Source organism: Kitasatospora sp. NBC_01300 (genome assembly GCF_041435235.1).
GTDB lineage: Bacteria > Actinomycetota > Actinomycetes > Streptomycetales > Streptomycetaceae > Kitasatospora.
The window spans coordinates 1173176-1191712 of the sequence record NZ_CP108409.1 but is presented as its reverse complement, the minus strand read 5'-3'; the positions used below and the strand labels follow the sequence as shown (position 1 = coordinate 1191712).

Annotated in this window: 20 protein-coding genes and 1 pseudogene; 11 read left to right on the top strand and 10 right to left on the bottom strand. The window is 71.3% G+C overall.

Annotated elements, in window-relative coordinates:
* The first annotated feature begins 101 nt into the window (after positions 1-101).
* Entirely contained in the window at positions 102-980 is an 879-nt protein-coding gene (locus tag OG556_RS38555) for an alpha/beta hydrolase (RefSeq protein WP_331744961.1), read from the top strand.
* 126 nt (positions 981-1106) lie between these two features.
* Here the strand turns inward: OG556_RS38555 and OG556_RS38550 are convergent, their stop codons facing one another.
* The 4 genes from OG556_RS38550 to OG556_RS38535 all read right to left on the bottom strand — a co-directional run bounded on the left by OG556_RS38550 (position 1107) and on the right by OG556_RS38535 (position 5630).
* On the bottom strand, positions 1107-2414 hold the full coding sequence (locus tag OG556_RS38550; RefSeq protein ID WP_331744958.1) for a nucleotidyl transferase AbiEii/AbiGii toxin family protein: 1308 nt from the start codon (positions 2412-2414) through the stop codon (positions 1107-1109).
* Positions 2411-3175: a hypothetical protein gene (locus OG556_RS38545; RefSeq protein ID WP_331744957.1), complete on the bottom strand. Its 765-nt coding sequence runs from the start codon at positions 3173-3175 to the stop codon at positions 2411-2413. Before OG556_RS38545 ends, OG556_RS38550 begins: the two co-directional genes overlap by 4 nt.
* Before the next feature lie 252 nt (positions 3176-3427).
* Positions 3428-4597: a hypothetical protein gene (locus tag OG556_RS38540; RefSeq protein ID WP_331744955.1), complete on the bottom strand. Its 1170-nt coding sequence runs from the start codon at positions 4595-4597 to the stop codon at positions 3428-3430.
* Positions 4598-4784: 187 nt separating this feature from the next.
* A complete protein-coding gene (locus OG556_RS38535) occupies positions 4785-5630 on the bottom strand; it encodes a phosphotransferase (protein ID WP_331744952.1) in 846 nt (281 codons plus the stop codon).
* 232 nt (positions 5631-5862) lie between these two features.
* On the opposite strand from OG556_RS38535, the gene OG556_RS38530 reads away from it, so the two are divergent.
* Positions 5863-6732: an NlpC/P60 family protein gene (locus OG556_RS38530; RefSeq protein WP_331744950.1), complete on the top strand. Its 870-nt coding sequence runs from the start codon at positions 5863-5865 to the stop codon at positions 6730-6732.
* Positions 6733-6909: 177 nt separating this feature from the next.
* Here the strand turns inward: OG556_RS38530 and OG556_RS38525 are convergent.
* Positions 6910-7487: pseudogene (locus OG556_RS38525) on the bottom strand (maleylpyruvate isomerase N-terminal domain-containing protein).
* 107 nt (positions 7488-7594) lie between these two features.
* Here OG556_RS38525 and OG556_RS38520 point away from each other — a divergent pair.
* Positions 7595-8332, top strand: coding sequence for a hypothetical protein (locus tag OG556_RS38520; RefSeq protein ID WP_331744947.1), 738 nt, complete (start codon positions 7595-7597; stop codon positions 8330-8332).
* Between the two features lie 440 nt (positions 8333-8772).
* On the opposite strand, the gene OG556_RS38515 is transcribed toward OG556_RS38520, so the two are convergent.
* The 4 genes from OG556_RS38515 to OG556_RS38500 all read right to left on the bottom strand — a co-directional run bounded on the left by OG556_RS38515 (position 8773) and on the right by OG556_RS38500 (position 12042).
* Entirely contained in the window at positions 8773-9189 is a 417-nt protein-coding gene (locus OG556_RS38515; protein ID WP_331744944.1) for an arsenate reductase ArsC, read from the bottom strand.
* The gene (arsB, locus tag OG556_RS38510) at positions 9182-10243 is read right to left on the bottom strand and encodes an ACR3 family arsenite efflux transporter (RefSeq protein ID WP_331745479.1); all 1062 of its coding nucleotides are present in this window, start codon (positions 10241-10243) and stop codon (positions 9182-9184) included. The genes OG556_RS38515 and arsB overlap by 8 nt, the downstream gene beginning before the upstream one ends.
* An 89-nt stretch (positions 10244-10332) precedes the next feature.
* Entirely contained in the window at positions 10333-10731 is a 399-nt protein-coding gene (locus tag OG556_RS38505) for a metalloregulator ArsR/SmtB family transcription factor (protein ID WP_331744942.1), read from the bottom strand.
* Positions 10732-10794: 63 nt separating this feature from the next.
* Positions 10795-12042, bottom strand: a complete 1248-nt coding sequence (locus tag OG556_RS38500) for an MFS transporter (RefSeq protein WP_331744940.1) — start codon at positions 12040-12042, stop codon at positions 10795-10797.
* A 78-nt stretch (positions 12043-12120) separates the two neighbouring features.
* Here OG556_RS38500 and OG556_RS38495 point away from each other — a divergent pair, with 78 nt between their 5' ends.
* The 8 genes from OG556_RS38495 to OG556_RS38460 all read left to right on the top strand — a co-directional run bounded on the left by OG556_RS38495 (position 12121) and on the right by OG556_RS38460 (position 17688).
* A complete protein-coding gene (locus OG556_RS38495) occupies positions 12121-12483 on the top strand; it encodes a MerR family transcriptional regulator (RefSeq protein ID WP_331744938.1) in 363 nt (120 codons plus the stop codon).
* A gap of 74 nt (positions 12484-12557) precedes the next feature.
* Complete coding sequence (locus tag OG556_RS38490; RefSeq protein ID WP_331744936.1) at positions 12558-13364, top strand: alpha/beta hydrolase; 807 nt, start codon at positions 12558-12560, stop codon at positions 13362-13364.
* Positions 13365-13372: 8 nt separating this feature from the next.
* The gene (locus OG556_RS38485; protein WP_331744935.1) at positions 13373-13507 is read left to right on the top strand and encodes a hypothetical protein; all 135 of its coding nucleotides are present in this window, start codon (positions 13373-13375) and stop codon (positions 13505-13507) included.
* A 288-nt stretch (positions 13508-13795) separates the two neighbouring features.
* Complete coding sequence (locus tag OG556_RS38480) at positions 13796-14221, top strand: hypothetical protein (RefSeq protein ID WP_331744933.1); 426 nt, start codon at positions 13796-13798, stop codon at positions 14219-14221.
* Between the two features lie 130 nt (positions 14222-14351).
* A complete protein-coding gene (locus OG556_RS38475) occupies positions 14352-14774 on the top strand; it encodes a hypothetical protein (protein WP_371523130.1) in 423 nt (140 codons plus the stop codon).
* A gap of 48 nt (positions 14775-14822) precedes the next feature.
* Positions 14823-15257, top strand: coding sequence for a hypothetical protein (locus OG556_RS38470; RefSeq protein ID WP_331744929.1), 435 nt, complete (start codon positions 14823-14825; stop codon positions 15255-15257).
* 104 nt (positions 15258-15361) lie between these two features.
* Positions 15362-16258, top strand: coding sequence for a TIGR04222 domain-containing membrane protein (locus tag OG556_RS38465; protein WP_331744927.1), 897 nt, complete (start codon positions 15362-15364; stop codon positions 16256-16258).
* 446 nt (positions 16259-16704) lie between these two features.
* Positions 16705-17688 (top strand): alpha/beta hydrolase, encoded by a 984-nt coding sequence (locus OG556_RS38460; protein ID WP_331744924.1) that lies wholly within the window; start codon positions 16705-16707, stop codon positions 17686-17688.
* A gap of 97 nt (positions 17689-17785) precedes the next feature.
* Here the strand turns inward: OG556_RS38460 and OG556_RS38455 are convergent, their stop codons facing one another.
* A complete protein-coding gene (locus OG556_RS38455; protein ID WP_331744923.1) occupies positions 17786-18526 on the bottom strand; it encodes an SDR family NAD(P)-dependent oxidoreductase in 741 nt (246 codons plus the stop codon).
* Positions 18527-18537 lie beyond the last annotated feature (11 nt).

Here is an 18537-nt window from a genome sequence, read left to right as displayed (position 1 = left end):
TCCGTGCCGGGGGTCGGCTGCGCTTGACCGTACTGATCCGTTGCTGATCGCCGTGGCCCAGGCTGGTCCGGTCAGCCCCCGACCGACAAGGATGGCCCTTCATGACGCTCACCATTCCCGGCTTCGATCACGTCCGCCTGCCCGGTGCGGACGGGGTGGAGCTGGCCGCCGCCGTCGGCGGCAGCGGGAGCCCGGTCGTGCTGTTGCACGGTTTCCCCCAGACCCACCTGATGTGGCGCCACGTTGCCGAGCGGCTCGCCGACGAACACACGGTGATCTGCCCTGACCTGCGGGGCTACGGCGCCAGCGACAAGCCGGCGGCCACCGACCCCGAGGTGTACGCCAAGCGCGCCATGGCCGCCGACGTCGTGAACGTGGCGGCCGCCCTCGGCCACGAGCGCTTCGCCCTCGTCGGCCACGACCGGGGCGCCCTGGTCGCCTTCCGGGCGGGGCTGGACCACCCTGAGACCGTCACGCACCTGGGCATCCTCGACGTCGTGCCGACCCTCGACATGTGGAACGTCCTGCACGGCGTCCCGGCGGCGGTCGGCTACCACCTCTTCCTGATGGCGCAGCCGCCGGGCCTGCCGGAGGTGATGATCGCCAACAGTGCGGACGCGTTCTTCGGCTCGTTCCTCGACTCCTGGGCCAACGACGCGACCGCCGTTCCCGAGGACGTCCGTGCCGAATACCTGCGGGCGAGCGCGGCGGCGGTGACGTCGATCGTCGCGGACTACCGGGCCTCGGCGGGCATCGACGTCACGCACGACCGAGCGGACCTGGACGCGGGGTCGCAGCTGGCCATGCCCGTGACGGTCGTCCAGCAGGACTGGGGCGCGCAGCTGGGCTACGACGCGGCCGCGGTGTGGAAGGCGTGGGCGCCGGACCTCGACCACCGGCTGACCCGCGCGGGGCACTTCATGGCGGAGGAGGCGCCCGACGAGATCGCGGGGGCGATCCGGGAGCTGCTGGCCCGCTGAGCCGTCCGTTCCCGGGTCGCCGGATGACCGGCTCGCCTACCGACCGGCGGACCGACCGACCGGGCCATGGTCGGTCGGCGAGCCTTGGGCTTCCTCGGTGGTCGGGGATCTCTTCCCGGGTCGGTGTCAGGTGTGGTTGCCGTCCGCCGGGGGTTCGTCGGCGAGCTCGGTGGCGTAGCGGGCGGCGGCCTCCGTCAGCTTGCGGGTCTTCCGGTCCGGGTTGTCGCCGAGGTGGGCGGCGACGGCGCGGCGGGCGTCTTCGAGGTTGCCCCCGAGGCCGCCGCCGAGCAGTTCGCGGGTGATCACCAGGGAGTTGTCCGGGGCCATGTACCGCTGGGACATCCGTTGCTGGACCTCGTCCATGCCCTCGCGCGCCAGCACCTCCCGCAGTTCCTCGATCAGCGGGGCCAGCCACTGGGCGCGCAGTGTGTACTCGCCGTGGTCGGCGAAGGTCGTGTGGAGCGCGGCGAGCAGTTGCGCCGGGTACTCCTCCACGGAGTCGGCGAACTGCGGGTAGTCCTTGGCGAATTCGTCCCAGTCGACGTAGAGTCCGGCGATCTGTTCCGGGAGGAGCGGGCAGCGCGACCAGGTCTCGTCGGACTGGGTGAAGACCTGCCGCAGCAGGTCGTAGGGCACCTCGTCGGTGCGCGAGAGCAGGATCGCGTCGTAGAGGTCCTTGCCCTGGGGGTGGTCGTCCGAGGCCAGCCAGAGGATCTTCCACGCGAGGGAGAGTTGTGGCGTGGCGGCGAACAGCCGGCCCGTGACGCCGGGGAGCTGGTAGGACTCCGGCGGGACGGGCAGGTGTTCGGTGAAGACGAAGTCCAACTGGACGGTCCCGCCCGGGATGCCGGGTGCCGACCACGGCAGGACGAGCCGGCGCCCGGGAATCCGGCTGTACGTCCAGATCTCGTCGTTGACCGCCTGGTCCGCGTGCAGCCGCACCGCGCCCGAGAGCCGTTCGGCGTCGGCGGCGAGCTCCTCGAACATGCGGTCCGTGCGCTCGTCCTCCAACTGCCAGTCCGTCGGGCGGACCACGAAGTCCAGGTCCCCCGGCTCCCGCGCCTGCTCGCCGTACCAGGCCCGCAGCAGGACGCTTCCGCGCAGGACCAGGTGCTCGGCCCACTGCGAGCCGGCGACGGCGGACAGCACGGTGTTGAGCGCCTCGCGCCGCGCGGCGAGCCACGGTTGGGCGAGCTGCGGGTCGGTGAAGGCGGGTTCGCTGGGCCGCAGGGCCCGGGCGTACCCGGCGAGGGCGGGGTCGAAGACCGGCTGCTGGCTCACCGCCTCGTCGTCGATCGGCCGGATGCTCCTGGGCAGGCCCCGGTCCTCGCGGACGTCCTCCGGCGGCGGCTGCCGGGGCAGCAGGACGCCCTGCCACGGCCCGTATTGCAGTTCCTCCCACGCCACTGGCGACTGGGGCTGGTCCTCGGTCATCGCGGGTCTCCCTCTTGCTCTTGCTCGTGCTCGTGCTTCTGTTCGCGTTCGTGGTTCTGTTCGTGCTCGTGCTCGCTGATCCAGCCCTCGTCCAGGGCCTCGTCGCTGTCCACGGCGACGAACTCGCGCTCCACCGACACCACCTCGCGACCGTCGGCGGCAAGGCCCCGGAGCAGCGCCTCCAGGCGGTGGCCCGCGGTGCTCAGGCCGACCAGGCGGCACCGCTGGGTCACGAACCACTCGCGCCGGCCGTCGTCGCGTATTCGGCGCGGGTTGTGCGACAGGTGCGCACCGTGGCGGACGGCCAACTCGGCGAGGTCCGCGAGGCGGGCGGGGTCGGTAAGGTCGGCCGTGGGAAGTGGGCCCGGAAGCAGCAGCTTGACGTGGTGTTCGAAGTACCGGTGCGCCCCGTGCGGCACGGCGTCCTCGTCCGAGACCGGAACGCCCTCGGCCCATGGCGTGGCCTCGATCTTCGCCCGTAGGACCGTGAACCCGGCTTGAGTCAGCCGGCCCGTGGTGCGGGACGTCGCCGCGGCGACCTCGTCCAACGAGCCGTCGGCGCGCAGGGTGAGCATCGGCTGCGAGGGTGCCGCACCGCGCGCCAGCAGGATGTGGGTGAACTTCAGGCCATGACCGTCGGCCCACCCGGCCAACGCCTCGGCGGCGCCGGGCTCCACGGTCAGGTGCACCTCGAAGTCCCCCCGGAGGTCGGGAGGACCGGACCGGTCGTCACGGTGTTGGTCAGGACGGATGGCGAGCATGGGAGCATCCTGCCAAGCCCCTACGACAACGCCACGCCCGCCCGGGTGCGCAGCGAGCTGGTCCCCTCCGCGCGAGCCCGTGACCTTCTGTTCTTGTTGCCGAAGCGGCACTGGCCAGCGGGACCGGCCTTCGGTGGTCGACGTTGGTCAGCGGCGTTCTCGGCCCTCATACGCCGTGGATGCGCCCTCGTCGTTTCCGTATCGGTCTCCAGTGCCGGCCGCTGAGGCCGGGGCCGTCGCTGTGTCGGTGGGTCAGTTGGTGGCGGGCGAGTTGGTGGTGCTGCGGTCGTCGAGGACGATGCGCGGCTGGTGCAGGCGGTCGTTGCCGGCCTGCTCGTCGGCGGGGTGGGTGCTGTTGATGACGGCGGCGATGCGCTCGTAGCTGGTGACGGCGAGGGCCCACGTTCCGATGCTGGTGCCGCTGCCGCTGCCGCTGCTGACTCCGCTGTAGGCGGTTTCCCGGAGGGCGTTGAGGAGGGCGATGGTGCTGGGGCCGGACAGGATCGTGTCCTCGTTGCCGTCGTTGACCGGCTTCGAGAAGTGGTCGGCGCCCTCGGCCTGGGCGGCCAGGAAGTCCCAGGTCTCGGGGTGGCAGGAGATCGCGACGGTCTTCACGGCTGCGGCCTTGAGGAGGGTGTTGACGTGGTTCTCCCAGACGAAGGGCTCCGGGATGAGAGCGGACACGTCGTCGGCGCGACTGCTCGGGAGGTCGTCGATGACGGCTTGGTCCGGCGCGACTGCTTCCGTGCCCTCCGGATCGACCTTCTTGTCGTGCTCCGTGGGGCCGGAGGGACGGAACCGGTCTGCGAGTTGGGCGGCGACCTCGGTCGCGATCTGGTTGAGCTGGTCCTCGGTGAGGACCTGCGGGGAGGTCGGCGTGTCGTCGGGACGGGTGGGTTCGGACACGGTTGTCTCCTCGCTGTCGGTTTCCGCGGCCTCGCCGGCTACGGAGGGGGAGGCCTGCTCTGTGGTCTGCTCTGCGGCCTGCTGCGCGGCCTGCTCGGATGTCGGGGGCTCGGCGTCGGGGAGCTCGTTGGTACCGGGGGAGTTGGTGCTGACATCGCCGCTGGTCGGGTGAACGGCTTCCGTCGCCTGGCCCACGGTCTCGGGGGAGTCGACGGCGGGCCGAGGCGCTTCGGCGGGGCCGCCGTCCAGGGAGACGCGGCCACTGTTCTGCCGAGTGCTGAGTTCGTTGCGAAGGTTGCCCAACTGGTGGTGGAGCCTGCGGTTGGCCTCCTGCCGTTCTTTGGCGATCGCTTCGAGGAATTCGTCGCGGTGTTCGCTCAGGCCGGCCGCCAGCGTCGCGGTGAATTCGGCCCGGAGGCTGTCGGTGTGGTTGCGGATCTCCTCCAGGCCGACCTGAAGGGCCGTCCCGACTTCTGCGCGTAGCAGTTCGACCTGGTGGGCGGTGCCCCTCGCCATGTCCCCTCCTGATCTCGCGCACCCGGAGGGGTGGCGGTGGGTACAGCGTGGCGGCAAGGGCCCGTGCGCGATGAGTGGATCGGGGGGACTGTCGAGAACGTGCCGATCACCGTCTGGAATCGGATCATCACGCAGATGTGTCACATTGTCGGTTGATAGACCGAATGAAGCGTCATGCTGGTGTTCGTCACGGTGCGGACTCCTTGTCGGAGTTCCGGAGGATGTCGGTGGTCCAGGCCGGCCTGATCGCGTGCCAGCTGTACCGGTAGCCGTTGGTGCCGTGGTGGGGCGTGGTGAGGATGTGGTGGAACTCGCTCCACGCGGCGAACTCGCGCCAGGAGCACCCGGGAAGACCGCGCTGCTCGGGATGGCGGTTGTAGGCGGCTACGGCCTTGCGGATGGTGTCCTCGGGCAGGGGGCCGGCGGTCATGGAGATGGTGACGACGATCTTGGCGAGGTCGTAGCCGAAGGGGGCGAGGGTGAGGGAGTCGAAGTCGACGACGGCGACGGTGGTGTCGGTGATGAGGAAGTTGCGCGGGTTGGAGTCCTTGTAGAAGGCGGCGGGCATGGTGGCGGCCCGCTCCAGCCAGTCGTCGATCGCGTCGGGGGTCAGGAGCGGGGACGGTACGGTGCCGGTGGCCAGAAGTCGTTGGAGGCGTTCGCGGCGGCTGTCGGCGAAGTCGTCGATCGTGACGTCGGCGGTCGTGACGGCGCCGCTGGTGTGAGGTGCGTTCATACGGGCGGCGTGCAGGTGGTGGGTGTGGGCGGTGGTGTGCTGGTGGCCGAGGAGGTCGGCCAGCGTCAGCAGGTCGTCGGGAGTGCCGTGGTGGCCGTCGAGGTGCTCGTAGTCGATCGCGGTGGGGTGGACGTGGACGACGTGGGGGACGCGTACGTCGGGGTTGGCGCGGGCGATCCAGCGGTGGTGGGCCAGGGAGCGCTGCTGGGTGTGGGGGTCCGCGAACGTCTTGGTGAAGGTCCTCGTCATGTGTGTGGTGCTCCTCAAGCGCGGCTGCTCTCCCGAGATCGCGGCCACACCGGCCCCGCAGGACCGCGCTGTTGCAAGGACGGTACCGGCGCGCGGCGGACGTTCACAGGTGGCGCATCAGGACGCCCCCTGCCCCGGCAAGCGAGGGGCTCGCCTGGGGGTGGGGCGACTGGGTTTCATCAACTGTCCGATTCGGCAGGGGCGTTGATGCCCGGCTTTCACAGGAGGATGGTCAGTCCCGTAACCCGTTCCGTTCCGGCTCGGTGAAAGAGGACCTCCGTTGAGAACGAACACTCGTGGTATCGCTCTGGCCAGTCTGCTGGTCTGCCTGGTGGTCGCCCTGCTGGCGGCGGTGACGCCCCCGGCCCGGGCCGACGCCGCGTCCGAGCCGGCCGACGACGCGTGTGCCGCGCAGGGCACTCCGATATCGGAGGCCGCCGGCCGGTCCATCGCCGCCGCCTGCAGCCAGGTCGCCGCCGGTACTTGGTACACCTGGGGCGGCGGCCACGGCACCACCCCCGGCGCGACGTACGGCCAGGTCGACCCCAGCGACCCCGAGCGCTCCGGGAACGACCCCTTCCGCGTCGGTTTCGACTGCTCCGGTTTCGTTCGCTGGGCCTGGTCCCAGGCCGTCGGCAGCGACGTCGTCGGGCAGCAGGACGCCGCCGGGATCTCCCGCCTGCCCGGACAGCAACTCGGCCGCGATCAGGGTGTGCTGCGCCCCGGCGACCTGGTCTTCTGGGGCCTGTCCCACGTTCACCACGTGGCGATCTACCTCGGCGGCGGAAAGATCGTCGAGGCCCGGGAATCGGACACCCACCTCATGGTGTCCGACTTCTCCAGCCACACGGCCGCCGACTACGCAGGCGCCCTGCGCTACACGCCGGACGTCCCCTCGGGCGCCGACCGCCGGACCTGGAGCAGCGGGGTGAACATCCGCCCCACCCCGTCGACCGCCAACCCGCCCGTCGCCGTCCTGCCCGGCCCCACGACGGTCCGCATCCAGTGCCAGCAGCACGCCGAGAAGGTCGAGGCCGAGGGCTACGTCAACGACGCCTGGTCCTACCTGCCGGACTACCGCGGCTGGATCAGCAACATCTACGTCCAGGGCCCGGCCTGGCTCGACAACATCCCCACCTGCACCACCTGACCCCGTCACACGCAGTAGGACGGCGCAGGCGCGCGACGAGGCCGCCCGAGCCCCCACGACGGTGCGGGCTCGGGCGGGTTCGGCCGTTGACGCGGGTGTGATCACCGGGCTGGTGCTGTGACCGGGACCGTTCGCCGTGTACGGGGGCGCCTCTCAGTCTTCCTGCGAGAGGTCTGATCACTCGGCCACTGCCGCGCGCCAGGTCCATGAGGTGCGGCGGGGACGGTCTTCCAGATCGCCCCGGCCGGTGCACCAGAGGAGGACATGAGCCGGGTCACCGGGTGGAGCTTCGGGGAAGAGCCGGTGGAGTACCGCCGCGCAGAGCGGCGCCGGGGGCAGCCATGGCACGCCCAGCCCCTGGGTGATGTCGTGGGTGTGCAGGAGCACCTCGCGACACCCATTGCCGCAAAGCCTGACGAGTCGCAAGGACCCCAGTGCCAGGCCCGCACCTCCGGGCCGGCCGTGGCCAGTGCACTGCCGAGTAGCCCTGCGCAGGCGGTGACCACCTGGAGCACCTCGTGTGGGGAACTGTCCGAGCGGACGGCGAGGTCGAAGGGCAGATAGGCGTCCGTCGGGCGTGCGGCGATCTGCCCGGCGTAGGCCAGCAGGTCATGGGCGATGTGGGCGGCCGTCGTCCAGCAGCTCCATTCCAGCGGACCTGCCGGTACCGACCAGTCCTCCGCGTCGTGCGGGCCAAGTACCCGCATCATCTCGGTCACGGCCTCGTTGACGTCTCGGTTGTCGATGTAGCGCATCCGGCGATGCTACGGCTGCGACAGGAGAGTTCATCCGTCCACGGGGCCCCAGCCTTCGCCCAGGCAGGAAGCCGGTGAACCCATGCGGTGAGGGCTAGGCTGCTCGCGTGGCGGGGAACGAAGGCTTCGGTGTGCTGGTCGAGCGGTTGGCGGACCGCAGACATGTGAATCTCGCTGACCTGGCCCGGTCGGCTGACGTAGACCAGTCCGAACTCCTGACCCTGATCCGGGGCGGCGCGCCGAGCCCGTCCTTGTTGCGCCGGCTCGCGCCCGCTCTAGGCCTGCACACGGCGGACCTCTTCGCCATCGCAGGTGTCGACGTACCCGACGATCTTGCGCCTGTGGACACGAAGGCCGGATTGCACGTTCCCAGCCTCGTCCAGCACGTCGTCACCCTGTCGTCGGAACAGAGGGACGCCGTACGCCAGTTCGTGGCATCCCTGCCGCAGGAGGGGCACGTGCAGCCGGTGCTCGAATTGCGGGCGTACGAGCGGTACCCGGCGAGCCCCGGGGCCGTGCTCATGTGCCTGGCCCGGAACCGAAACCTCGGCTGGTCAGCGATAGCCAAGACCTTCTACGTGGTCACGGGCCGGTGCTGGTCTGCCTCCACCTACGGCGGGGTGGGCTGCGGTACCGTCCCGCTGACCCCCGGACTCCTCGCCGACTTCTCCGCTGTGCTCGATGTTTCCTTTGATGACCTGACGGCGTTGACCGGTGTCGCACTGCCCGACGTGTCCTCGATTCCGGAGCCGACCGCCGTTGGTGTGGCCGAACTCCTCTGGGCCGTGCGTCGTCTCACCGGGACCCAGCTTCGGCAGGTCAGGACATTCGCGGAATCCTTGTAGCAGAAAGCAGTAGCTGTGGGGTGGGGGAACGGAGCAGAGCCGGCCCCAACGGTGCCGACATGTGACCCGATGCCCCAGGGATTTCGACTCCTCGCAGGAGCGATTGCAGCAGCAGCGCATTTTCGCACCGGCAGATTGGGCTGGCCGCGAAACAGCGGCAAGCTGCTGCTCCGCGGCCAGGGCGGGGGGATTTCCTTCCCAAGGCCGGGGGTCGGGCGGTCAGGCCCAGGGGGTTTGCCGGTTCCCTCGGCCCACGGGGCCGGGGCCCGTCGGTCGATGGCGTGGATGCCGACGTTCGCGCAGAACGCGGCGGCGGCCTTGGTGAACGAGCTGGTCGTCACCACGGTGACCGCGACCAGAGCCGCGATGCCCGGCGTCAGCGCGTACGGCGTCGGGGTGCGCCCGGCGCGTAGGACTGCCCTGGGGCTACCGGTGGGTTCTCACGCGCTGGGCTGGATGCCGAAGTCGGTGAGCAGGCCGCGGATCCGGGTCTCGATCCGGTCGCGGATCGGGCGTACCGCGTCGACGCCCTGTCCGGCCGGGTCGTCGAGCGTCCAGTCGAGGTAGCGCTTGCCGGGGAAGTACGGGCAGGCGTCGCCGCAGCCCATGGTGATCACCACGTCGGAGGCCTGTACGGCCTCGGTGGTGAGGATCTTCGGAACCTCGGCGGAGAGGTCGACGCCGACCTCGGCCATGGCCTCGACCACGGCGGGGTTGACGGTGTCGGCGGGGGCGGAGCCGGCGGAGCGGACCTCGACCCGGCTGCCCCCGAGGTGGTTGAGGAAGGCGGCGGCCATCTGGGAGCGTCCGGCGTTGTGGACGCAGACGAAGAGCACGGACGGCTTGGGCTCAGGCACGGGCGGAACCTCCGGGGGCGGCGGGCTGGGGGAAGAGGCGGCGGGCGGCGAGGGCGACGTGGACGAGGCCGATGAGGACGGGCACCTCGATGAGGGGGCCGACGACTCCGGCGAGGGCCTGGCCGCTGGTGGCGCCGAAGGTGGCGATGGCGACGGCGATGGCCAGTTCGAAGTTGTTGCCGGCGGCGGTGAACGCGAGTGTGGTGGCCCGCGGGTGGTCCAGGCCCACCGCGCGGCCGAGGAACAGGGAGCCGGTCCACATGAGCGCGAAGTAGACCAGCAGGGGCAGCGCGATCCGGGCGACGTCCCACGGCCGGGAGGTGACGGCCTCGCCCTGGAGGGCGAAGAGGATGACGATCGTGAACAGCAGCCCGTACAGGGCGAAGGGGCCGATGCGCGGGAGGAGCGTGCCCTCGTACCAGGTGCGGCCCTTGGCCTTCTCGCCCAGGCGGCGGGTGAGGTAGCCGGCGGCGAGGGGGATGCCGAGGAAGATCAGCACGCTGCGGGCGATCTCCCACACCGACACGTTCAGGGCGGTCTGTTCCAGGCCGAGCCAGCCGGGCAGGACGGACAGGTAGAACCAGCCCAGCGCACCGAAGGTGACGACCTGGAAGACGGAGTTGAGGGCGACGAGGACGGCGGCGGCCTCCCGGTCGCCGCAGGCCAGGTCGTTCCAGATGATCACCATGGCGATGCAGCGGGCGAGGCCGACGATGATCAGCCCGGTGCGGTACTCCGGCAGGTCGGGCAGGAGGAGCCAGGCGAGGGCGAACATCAGCGCCGGGCCGACGATCCAGTTCAGCAGCAGGGAGGGGACGAGGAGGCGGCGGTCGCGGGTGACGGTGTCGAGGCGGTCGTAGCGGACCTTGGCGAGCACCGGGTACATCATCACCAGCAGGCCGAGCGCGATCGGCAGCGAGACGCCGGAGACGGTCACCCCCGCCAGTGCGCTCCCGAGGCCGGGCACCAGGCGGCCCAGCCCGATGCCGAGTCCCATCGCGGCCAGGATCCACAGGGCGAGGTAGCGGTCCGTGAACGACAGCCGGGCCGCCACCGGGCCGTTCGGTCTGGTCGGTGCGGTCGGTGCGGTCGGTGCGGTCGGTGACTTCGGCGTGTTCGGCGTGTTCGGCGCGTTTTCGGTGCTCACGAGGCGGACCCGGTGGGTGCGGGCAGGGGCTCGGCCGCCGGGCGGGTCAGGATGCCGGCGAGGCGGTCGGTCATCTCGGGGACCAGCCGGTAGTACACCCAGGTGCCCCGGCGCTCGCAGTCGATCAGTCCGGCCTGCCGCAGCAGCTTCAGGTGGTGGGAGATCGTCGGCTGGGAGAGGTCGAAGGCCGGGGTCAGGTCACACACGCACACCTCGCCCCCGGCCCGGGAGGCGATCATCGACAGCAGCCGCAGCCGTACCGGATCGCCCAGCGCCTTGAACACCCGCGCCAGTTCCACGGCCTGCTCCTCGTCCAGCGGGGCGGTCAGCAGCCCGGGGCAGCATCCGTCCGCGTCGTCGTCCTGGCCGAGCACTCGAAGTTCCTGATTCGACATACATCTATATTGACGAACTTCGATCCAAGGCGCAAGGTTGCATCGACCGGACGACCGGACCGCTCAGTCGGCCGGGTGGCCGGCCGGGCGGGGGAAGCCGTGGCGGCGGGCGGCGACGGTGACGGTCAGGGCGGCGGCGAGCAGGGCCAGGGCGGACCAGGGCAACGTGCTCGGGCCGCCGAGGTCGAGGAGGACACCGCCGGTGAGTGCGGCGCCGGCGATGCCGAGGTTCCAGCAGGTGACGAGCAGGGACTGCGCGATGTCCCCGGCCGGGCCGGCCGCGTCGGCCACCGCCGTCTGCAGGAGGGTGGCGGCGCCGCCGAAGGCGAGACCCCAGACCCCGGCGCTGCCGTAGACGGGCCAGGAGGTGCCGGTGAGCAGGGCGGCGGCGACGGACAGGGCCGCGGCGGAGAGCAGGGCGCAGGCGGCGATCGTCAGGGTGCGCAGGTGGCGGTCGATCAGCGCCCCGGTACCGAGGATGCTCACCAGGGAGGACAGTCCGAGGACGAGCAGGACGGTGTCGGTCCGGCCGCCGAGCCCCAGCGGCGCGAGCAGCGCCGCGACGTACGTGTAGAGCAGGTTGTGGGCGAGGACGAAGGCCGCCGTGACGGTGAGGACGGCCGCCACCCCGGGGACCCGCAGCACCTGCCGGACGGGGGTGCGGGCGTGGCCGGGCCGCCCCGGGACGGCCGGGAGCGCGACGAGCATCCAGATGGTGAGTGCCACGGCGACGGCGCTCATCAGTCCGAAGGTGGTGCGCCAGCCCACCAGCGCGGCGACCAGGGTGCCGGCGGGCACGCCCACCGACAGGGCGACCGTCGAGCCGCCCATGGCGACGGCCATCGCCCTGCCGCGCTGCTCCGGCGCGACGATGCTGCGGGCGTACCCGGCCAGCAGGGCCCAGAGCAGGCCTGCGACCAGGCCGGCGGCGAAGCGTGCCGCCATGGTGAGGGGGTAGTTCGTCGAGACCGCGGTGACGGCGTTGGCCGCGGCGAAGCCGCCGACGGACAGTAGCAGCAGGCGCTTGCGCGGCCAGTCGGCGGTGGCGGCGGTCAGCGGTATGGCGGCCGCGATGGAGCCGGCCGCGTAGAGCGTGACGGACTGTCCGGCGCCGGACTGGCTGACGCCGAGGTCCGCACTCATCGCGGGCAGCACGCCGGCGGGCAGGGCCTCGGTCATGATGGTGACGAATCCGGCGGTGCTCAGGGCCAGCAGGCTGGGCCAGGGCAGCCGGGCGGCGGGCGGGTTCGGGGGCTGGGGAAGCCGGGTGGCGGGCGGGTTCGAGGGGCTGGGGGAGTGGAGTTCGGGCATGGGCCCGATCGTCTATCCTTGACATCCATGTCAAGGTCCAGCCCGGAACGGCACCGGTCGGACGTGAGGGTGGTCACAATGCGTATCGGCGAACTCGCCCGGCTGACGGACACTCCTCCGCGCCTGCTGCGCTACTACGAGCAGCAGGGCCTGATCACCGCGCACCGCGAGGCGAACGGCTACCGCTCCTACGACGACTACCTCGTCGACCGGGTCCTGCAGATCCGCGGGCTCCTGGACGCCGGGCTGCCCACGCGGATCATCAGGCAGATCCTGCCCTGCCTGGACAGCCCGCGGACGATCCACTTCGCCGACGCCACACCGGAGATGATCGGCACCCTGGAGTCCGAGACGGAGCGGATGACCCGTCGGATCCAGTGCCTGACCCGTAACCGTGATGCCATCCGGGAGTACCTCACCGAGGTCAGGAGCCGGGCCTGAGGCGTGAGCCCGAGGTGGGTGTCTGATGGTGTGGCTTGACCTTGCCATTGGTGTGATGGTTGGACCCTTCCGTCATGACCGACTCCGCCATCCGGCACCTCGAATTCGGCGACGGCACACCGCTCGTCATGATCCACGGCTACACCGTCGACCACCGGGTCCTGCTCCCCGTCGAACCCGCCTTCGCCGACCGCCCCGGGTGGCGGCGGCTCTACCTCGACCTCCCCGGCCACGGCACCAGCCCCCGGCTGCCGGGGACGACGTCGGCGGCCGCCCTTGCCGACTCCGTCTTCGACTGGATCCACGCCGAACTGGGTGAGCAGCCCTTCGCCGTGCTCGGGCAGTCGTTCGGCGGACAGCTGGCCCGGGCGGTGACGGCGAGGTTCGGGGCGCAGGTCCTGGGATCGGCGCTGCTCGTACCGGTCGTGCACTGGGGCCCCGACCGGACCCTGCCCGGCGCGACCGTGGCCGAGCGTGACGACGAGCTCCTCGACCGGCTCCCGCCCGCCGACCGCGAACTCTTCGGCCTCGTCATGGCCCGTCACACCGTGCGCAACTGGAAGCTCTTCGAACAGTACGTCCGGCCGGGATGGCGCGCGCACGACCAGGCGGCCGCCGCCGAACTCGAAGCCGACTTCCTGCTGCCGCACTGGCCCGAACACCGCGTGCCAGCCCACCAGGGCCGGCACCTGCTGGTCACCACCCGGCAGGACGCCCTGGTGGGCTGGCGCGACCAACTCGCCCTGCTCGACCACTACCCCCGGATGGCGGCGACGGTGCTCGACGGCGTCGGCCACAACCCGCAGGTCGAGTGCGCCGAGACCGTCCAGGGCCTCATCGGCGCCTGGCTCGACGACCTGCCCCGCCCCGCCCGCCAGTGAGCGGGGCGGTGCTGTGGCCGCACCGGACCGTCCGACCGAACGCCGACCACGTCGCCGGCTCGGCCACCACGGTCACCGCCTGCCAGTGGGGGCTGGCCGCTCTACGACAACCCGGGGCGGTCGAGGACATCGACGGACCGTAGGGTCATCGTGAATCCGGCTCTGACACCGATGAGTTGGACGGTCGGAGGGGAATGAGTCGCATGACGTGCTTCCTCGCGAAACTCCGTGCTGTACTCACCATGGAGAAGGTCGAAGCCGTGCAGCGCTGAGCGGCCGGCCGGGACGCGCGGTGCCCCTTCCTTCCTGCCGGGGAGGGAGGTGTACCGCCGTGCTTCCGCCGGCGCTTCCCGATTGACCAACCCGCTTGGTTCGCCAGGGCCGGCTGTTTCGGAGTGGATCAGATGAGGGTTCTTCGCTGGGTACTCGCCGTGGCCGCCGCCGTGCTGGTGCTGGCTGTGACGGACTTCGTCGTCAGTGCCTTCCATGACCGGTCCGCGGCCGGGGACCGTCGCGTCCGGGCGCAGGCCGAGGCCGGGGCGGATGCCCATCGGTACGCGGCCGGGCTGGTGCCTGCCTTCACCGCCGGGCCGCAGACGGCCATGTCGCTGGAGGCGCTCGCGGCGCGCACCGCGGTGCACGTCGTCACGCTGGCCGGGGACGGGGGCTCCGTTGTGGTGGGTGTGATGGCTGACGTGGTGTACCCGACGGGGTGGGGGGCCTCGGAAGTCGGGAGTGCCTGCCTGCGAGTCGTCCTCGCCCGGGCCGGCGAATCGATCTCCGAACAGGCGTCCGACATTCCGTGCTCGGAGCTTCCCCCCGGCGGGTCCCTGACCGAGGCCTTCATCGTGCGCTGACCGAGGCCTGCCGACCCCCGTCCGGGCAGGCCGGGTCCGGGTGTCGGCAGGGTGGGGCGGCTCCGAAGCCTCCCGGTCGCTACTGTCCTTGGTGTTCGAATGTCATGCGGATTGATCGATCAGGAATTCGGTGGAGGATCGTGTGACGAGGGGACGGCGCGTCCTGTTCGGCGTGCTGGGTGGGGTTCTCGGTGTTCTCGGCGTGGGCGTGGTCGTGTGGCTGACGTTCCGGCCTTCCTGGCCTGACGTGTCAGACCCGGTCGGACGGTGGAGCGGCGGCCCGGCGGTGCTCGAGTTCCTCCCGGACGGGCGGATCGGGTCCGCGACGGTGCCGGCCTACGTGTGCGACAGCAGGGAGGCCGATCCGGCGCAGCTGACGGAACTGGAGGGGAGTTGGAAGAAGTCCTACCTCGACGACGCCGGTCAGGGGGTGTATGTGACGGCGACCCGTAAGGACGGGGGAGGCGACTGCAGGATCTGGCTGACGGCCATGACCAACGAGAAGGACCTGTGGCTGCTGGCGAGCAAGGGGTTCGTCATGGAGAAGGGCTGAGATGGCCGTGGTGACTTCGAGTACGACGGCGTGGAGCGAGGGGGAGCTGTGGCTGGTCGATGGACGTACCTGAAGTCCCGGGAGGGCGCTGTCCTGCTGGCGGGTTTCCTGCTGATCGCCGGTCTGACGGGGTATCTGAAGGCTCGGTCGGGAGGGCCGGATCCGAAGGACTACGTGGGGCGTTGGGCGTCGCGGGACGAGGTGATCGAACTGCGGGAGGGCGGCCGGCTCGGTGAGGTGCGGCTCGACGGGTACTTCTGCGCGAAGGATCCCGTCGGGCAGGGGGCGGCGTTGGGGGAGTACCAGGGGAGTTGGCGGACGGGGAGTGTGGACGACGCGGGGTCGGGTGTCTTCGTGGTGCTGCGGGACTACTACTCCGGGGGTGACTGCGAGATCTATCTGCAGGAGGAGCGGAAGGGTACGGTGGCCGCCCTGGGCGGTCAGCCACGGGGGAGCGCGCAGCGGGTCTTCTCCAGGGCGTAGGGGGCTCGGAGAGTTGCAGGTGACCGCCAACTCTTGGCCAAATAAGGATTGTTGAGTGCGGCGCTCCGCTCCACACTGGCGTGACCGGTGGCGAAGGGGGCGCGATGGGGCCGTTCGTGGGGTTCTTCCTCGTGTCGGGCGTCGCCCTTCTCGTGGCCGGGCTCGGCTACCGTGCGGCGCTGCGGGAGCTGCACCGTGCGGAGCGGGCGGCGGGCGGAGCGGAGGGCGTTGAGCGGCTGTACGAACTGGCCTGCCTCGCCCGGCACGTGGGCGAGACCGCGCTCGTGCTGATGCACGAACGCGGCGACCTCGTCGCCTCCCGCTCGGGTGAGGTGACCGCCACTCGCCGGGCGCGGAAGAACGACTTCGAGGCCGCCGTGGTGGCCTCCGTCGGGCAGAGCCGCACCCGTGACCTGCTGAGTGTGGTCGTGGAGGTGGAAGCAGGCCCGGCGGTCGCGGCCCTGCGGCAGCGGCTCGCCGGCCGAGGCCTGGTGCAGGACGAGGGACTGTACCGGCGCGCCGTGAAGGCTCGAACCCGGCTGCGGGTGGTGCTGGGGCTGGCGATGACGGCCGGCGTGGCCGCCGGGTGCTGGTTGGTCGCGGACGGTGGGAACGGCCTGTTGGCGGCGTTGGCCTTCGAGGTTCTGTGCTGCGCCGTTCTGCTGCTCGTCCGCCGGAACAGGCTCGTCCGCCGCCACACCACGGTGCTCGGTGACCGGGTGCTGGCGCAGGCCGGTGCCCAGGCCCGCTGGCGGCACAGAGGGGGAAGCGTCGCGCTCGGCGGGCTGGACGTCCTCCCGCAGGAGCACGACCTCCGGCTGGCGCTCGCCGGGTCGCAGGCACACGCGCGGGTCCTGCGCGAGGCGGCGGTCGCCGCCTCGCGCGCACGCCGCCAGGCCGCTGCTTCCGGGGGAAGCCATGACGGTGGTGGTCTGGGCGGCGCATGCGGTGGCGGAGGCTGCGGCGGCGGGTGCGGGGGAGGTTGCGGCGGCGGACTGTAGACCCGAGGCGCCGGGCGGCTTCCAGGAGGGCATGCCTCGTGAGTCGGCCGTTGCCGGTCGGAACGCCTGGATCGGACAGCTGAGCGCGCTGCTGGCGACGACGTGGTCGGCGATCAGTTTGTCCAGCAGGCAACCCAGGGCCGCTCCGCCCGTAGCGGGAGGGGCGTCAGTTCCCGTCCCCGTGTTTCCAGGGCGGACGGCGTTGATGCGGCGAACCGTCGCCGTATTCGTGCCGATCCGCGGTACGCGGTCGCGGGTCGGTTTGCCGAAACGGCAACAAGCCTCGCCCTGCTCGGTGCGTGCGCAGCATGATCGGCATTGCGTCGGCACCTGAATCGGCACCGCATCGGCACCGCATCGGCACCGCATCGGCATCGTGCCGCCGAACAGCAGCCTGCCGAACCGAACTTGGTGTACGTCGGATCGAGATCCCAGGAGGACGACACATGTCACCGTCGCTGACCACGGGCCCCACGCACCGGCTGGTCCCCTCGCCCGCCGGCCGGATCCACCTGGTGGAGCAGGGCACCGGGCCGCTGGTCCTGCTGCTGCACGGGTTCCCGGAGTCCTGGTACTCCTGGCGCCACCAGCTGCCGGTGCTCGCCGCTGCCGGGTACCGCGCGGTCGCCATCGATGTCCGCGGGTACGGGCGCTCCTCCAGGCCGGAGGAGGTGACCGCGTACCGGATGTTCGACCTGGTCGAGGACAACGTCGCGGTGGTGCACGCCCTGGGTGAACGGTCCGCGGTGATCGTCGGCCACGACTGGGGCTCGACCATCGCCGCCAACTCCGCCCTGATCCGACCGGACGTCTTCCGCGCCGTGGGGCTGCTGAGCGTTCCCTACCTCCCGCGGGGCGGACCGAGGCCCAGCGAGGTCTTCGGGCACCTGGGCGGCGACGAGGAGTTCTACGTCTCCTACTTCCAGGAGCCGGGCCGGGCCGAGGCCGAGATCGAACCGGACGTGCGCGGCTGGCTCGCGGGCTTCTACGCCGCGCTGTCCGCCGACACCATGCCGGCGGCCGACGCTCCCGACCCGCACTTCGTCAGCCGTGGCGGGACACTTCGTGACCGGTTCCCCGCCGGGCGGCGGCCCGGCTGGCTCAGCGCGGAGGAACTCGACTTCTACGCCGGGGAGTTCGAGCGAACCGGCATGGGCGGAGCGCTGGGACGCTACCGGAACATGGACCGGGACTGGGAGGACCTCGCCGACTTCGACGGCGCCCCCGTCACCCAGCCATCGCTGTTCATCGGCGGGAGCCGGGACGCCTCCACCACCTGGCTGGCCGACGCGATCGCGGCCTACCCCGCGACCCTGCCCGGCCTGCTCTCCAGCCACGTCCTCGACGGCTGCGGGCACTGGGTCCAGCAGGAACGCCCCGCCGAGGTCAACCGGATCCTGACCGACTGGCTCGCGTCCCTCCCCTCCTGAACCGGGAGCGGGGAGCGGGGAGCAGGGTACTGCGCGGGCTCGACGGTCGGGTCGAACCCGCGGCCCGTCAGCGCCGTGGTGCTCCGGGGCGCAGCGCTCACCAGGCCACGGTTCGGCCGAGGTAGTCGACGTAGTGCAGGCCCGGGCTGCTCCGGAGGGCGTCGAGCGTCCTGACCACGTTCGGGATGCTCTCGTCGATGCCGAGCAGGGCGTCCGAGCCGCCCATGTCGGTGCGCACCCAGCCGGGGGCCATGAGGACCAGGGGCCGGGGTCCGCCGCTGTGCCGGGCCGCGTAGCTGCGCATGAACGTGTTGAGCGCGGCCTTGCTGCCCCGGTACACCTCGTGGCCGCCGTGCTCGTTGTTGGCCACGCTGCCCTGGCCCGAGGACATCACCGCGATCGTGCCCGCGGGCTCGACGAGGTCCTGGAGGGCCTCGATGACGCGCAGCGGGCTCAGCGCGTTGGTGACCATGACCCGGACGAACTCCTCGGTGGAGGTCTGCGCCACCGTGCCCTCGGGCTGGTTCGTGACGCCGGCGTTCACGAAGAGCAGGTCGAATGTCCGGCCGGCCAGGCGAGCGCTCAGCGCCGCGACCTGTTCGGGCTCGGTGATGTCGACGGTCTCGATCTCGACCTGCCCGGCGTGGGCGTCGGCGAGCTCGTGCAGCCCGGTCCGGCCCGAGCCGCGCACGGTGGCCACGACCTGCCAGCCGGCCCGCGCCCATTCCTGGGCGAGGGCGAGGCCGAGGCCTCGGGACGCGCCGATCAGGAGTACGTGCCTGCCGGGGGCCGGGGCCGGGGACGGCGCGGAGTGGCTTTCCGAGGTGTTCGTCGACATGACAGCGATTG

Excerpts from the sequence above, each read along its gene's own strand:
- OG556_RS38540 (WP_331744955.1), bottom strand. The coding sequence starts at position 4,597 with ATGGCGAGGGGCACCGCCCACCAGGTCGAACTGCTACGCGCAGAAGTC.
- OG556_RS38460 (WP_331744924.1), top strand. The coding sequence starts at position 16,705 with ATGTCACCGTCGCTGACCACGGGCCCCACGCACCGGCTGGTCCCCTCG.
- OG556_RS38500 (WP_331744940.1), bottom strand. The coding sequence starts at position 12,042 with ATGCCCGAACTCCACTCCCCCAGCCCCTCGAACCCGCCCGCCACCCGG.
- OG556_RS38550 (WP_331744958.1), bottom strand. The coding sequence starts at position 2,414 with ATGACCGAGGACCAGCCCCAGTCGCCAGTGGCGTGGGAGGAACTGCAA.
- OG556_RS38495 (WP_331744938.1), top strand. The coding sequence starts at position 12,121 with ATGCGTATCGGCGAACTCGCCCGGCTGACGGACACTCCTCCGCGCCTG.
- OG556_RS38455 (WP_331744923.1), bottom strand. The coding sequence starts at position 18,526 with ATGTCGACGAACACCTCGGAAAGCCACTCCGCGCCGTCCCCGGCCCCG.
- OG556_RS38465 (WP_331744927.1), top strand. The coding sequence starts at position 15,362 with ATGGGGCCGTTCGTGGGGTTCTTCCTCGTGTCGGGCGTCGCCCTTCTC.
- OG556_RS38545 (WP_331744957.1), bottom strand. The coding sequence starts at position 3,175 with ATGCTCGCCATCCGTCCTGACCAACACCGTGACGACCGGTCCGGTCCT.
- OG556_RS38505 (WP_331744942.1), bottom strand. The coding sequence starts at position 10,731 with ATGTCGAATCAGGAACTTCGAGTGCTCGGCCAGGACGACGACGCGGAC.
- OG556_RS38555 (WP_331744961.1), top strand. The coding sequence starts at position 102 with ATGACGCTCACCATTCCCGGCTTCGATCACGTCCGCCTGCCCGGTGCG.
- OG556_RS38490 (WP_331744936.1), top strand. The coding sequence starts at position 12,558 with ATGACCGACTCCGCCATCCGGCACCTCGAATTCGGCGACGGCACACCG.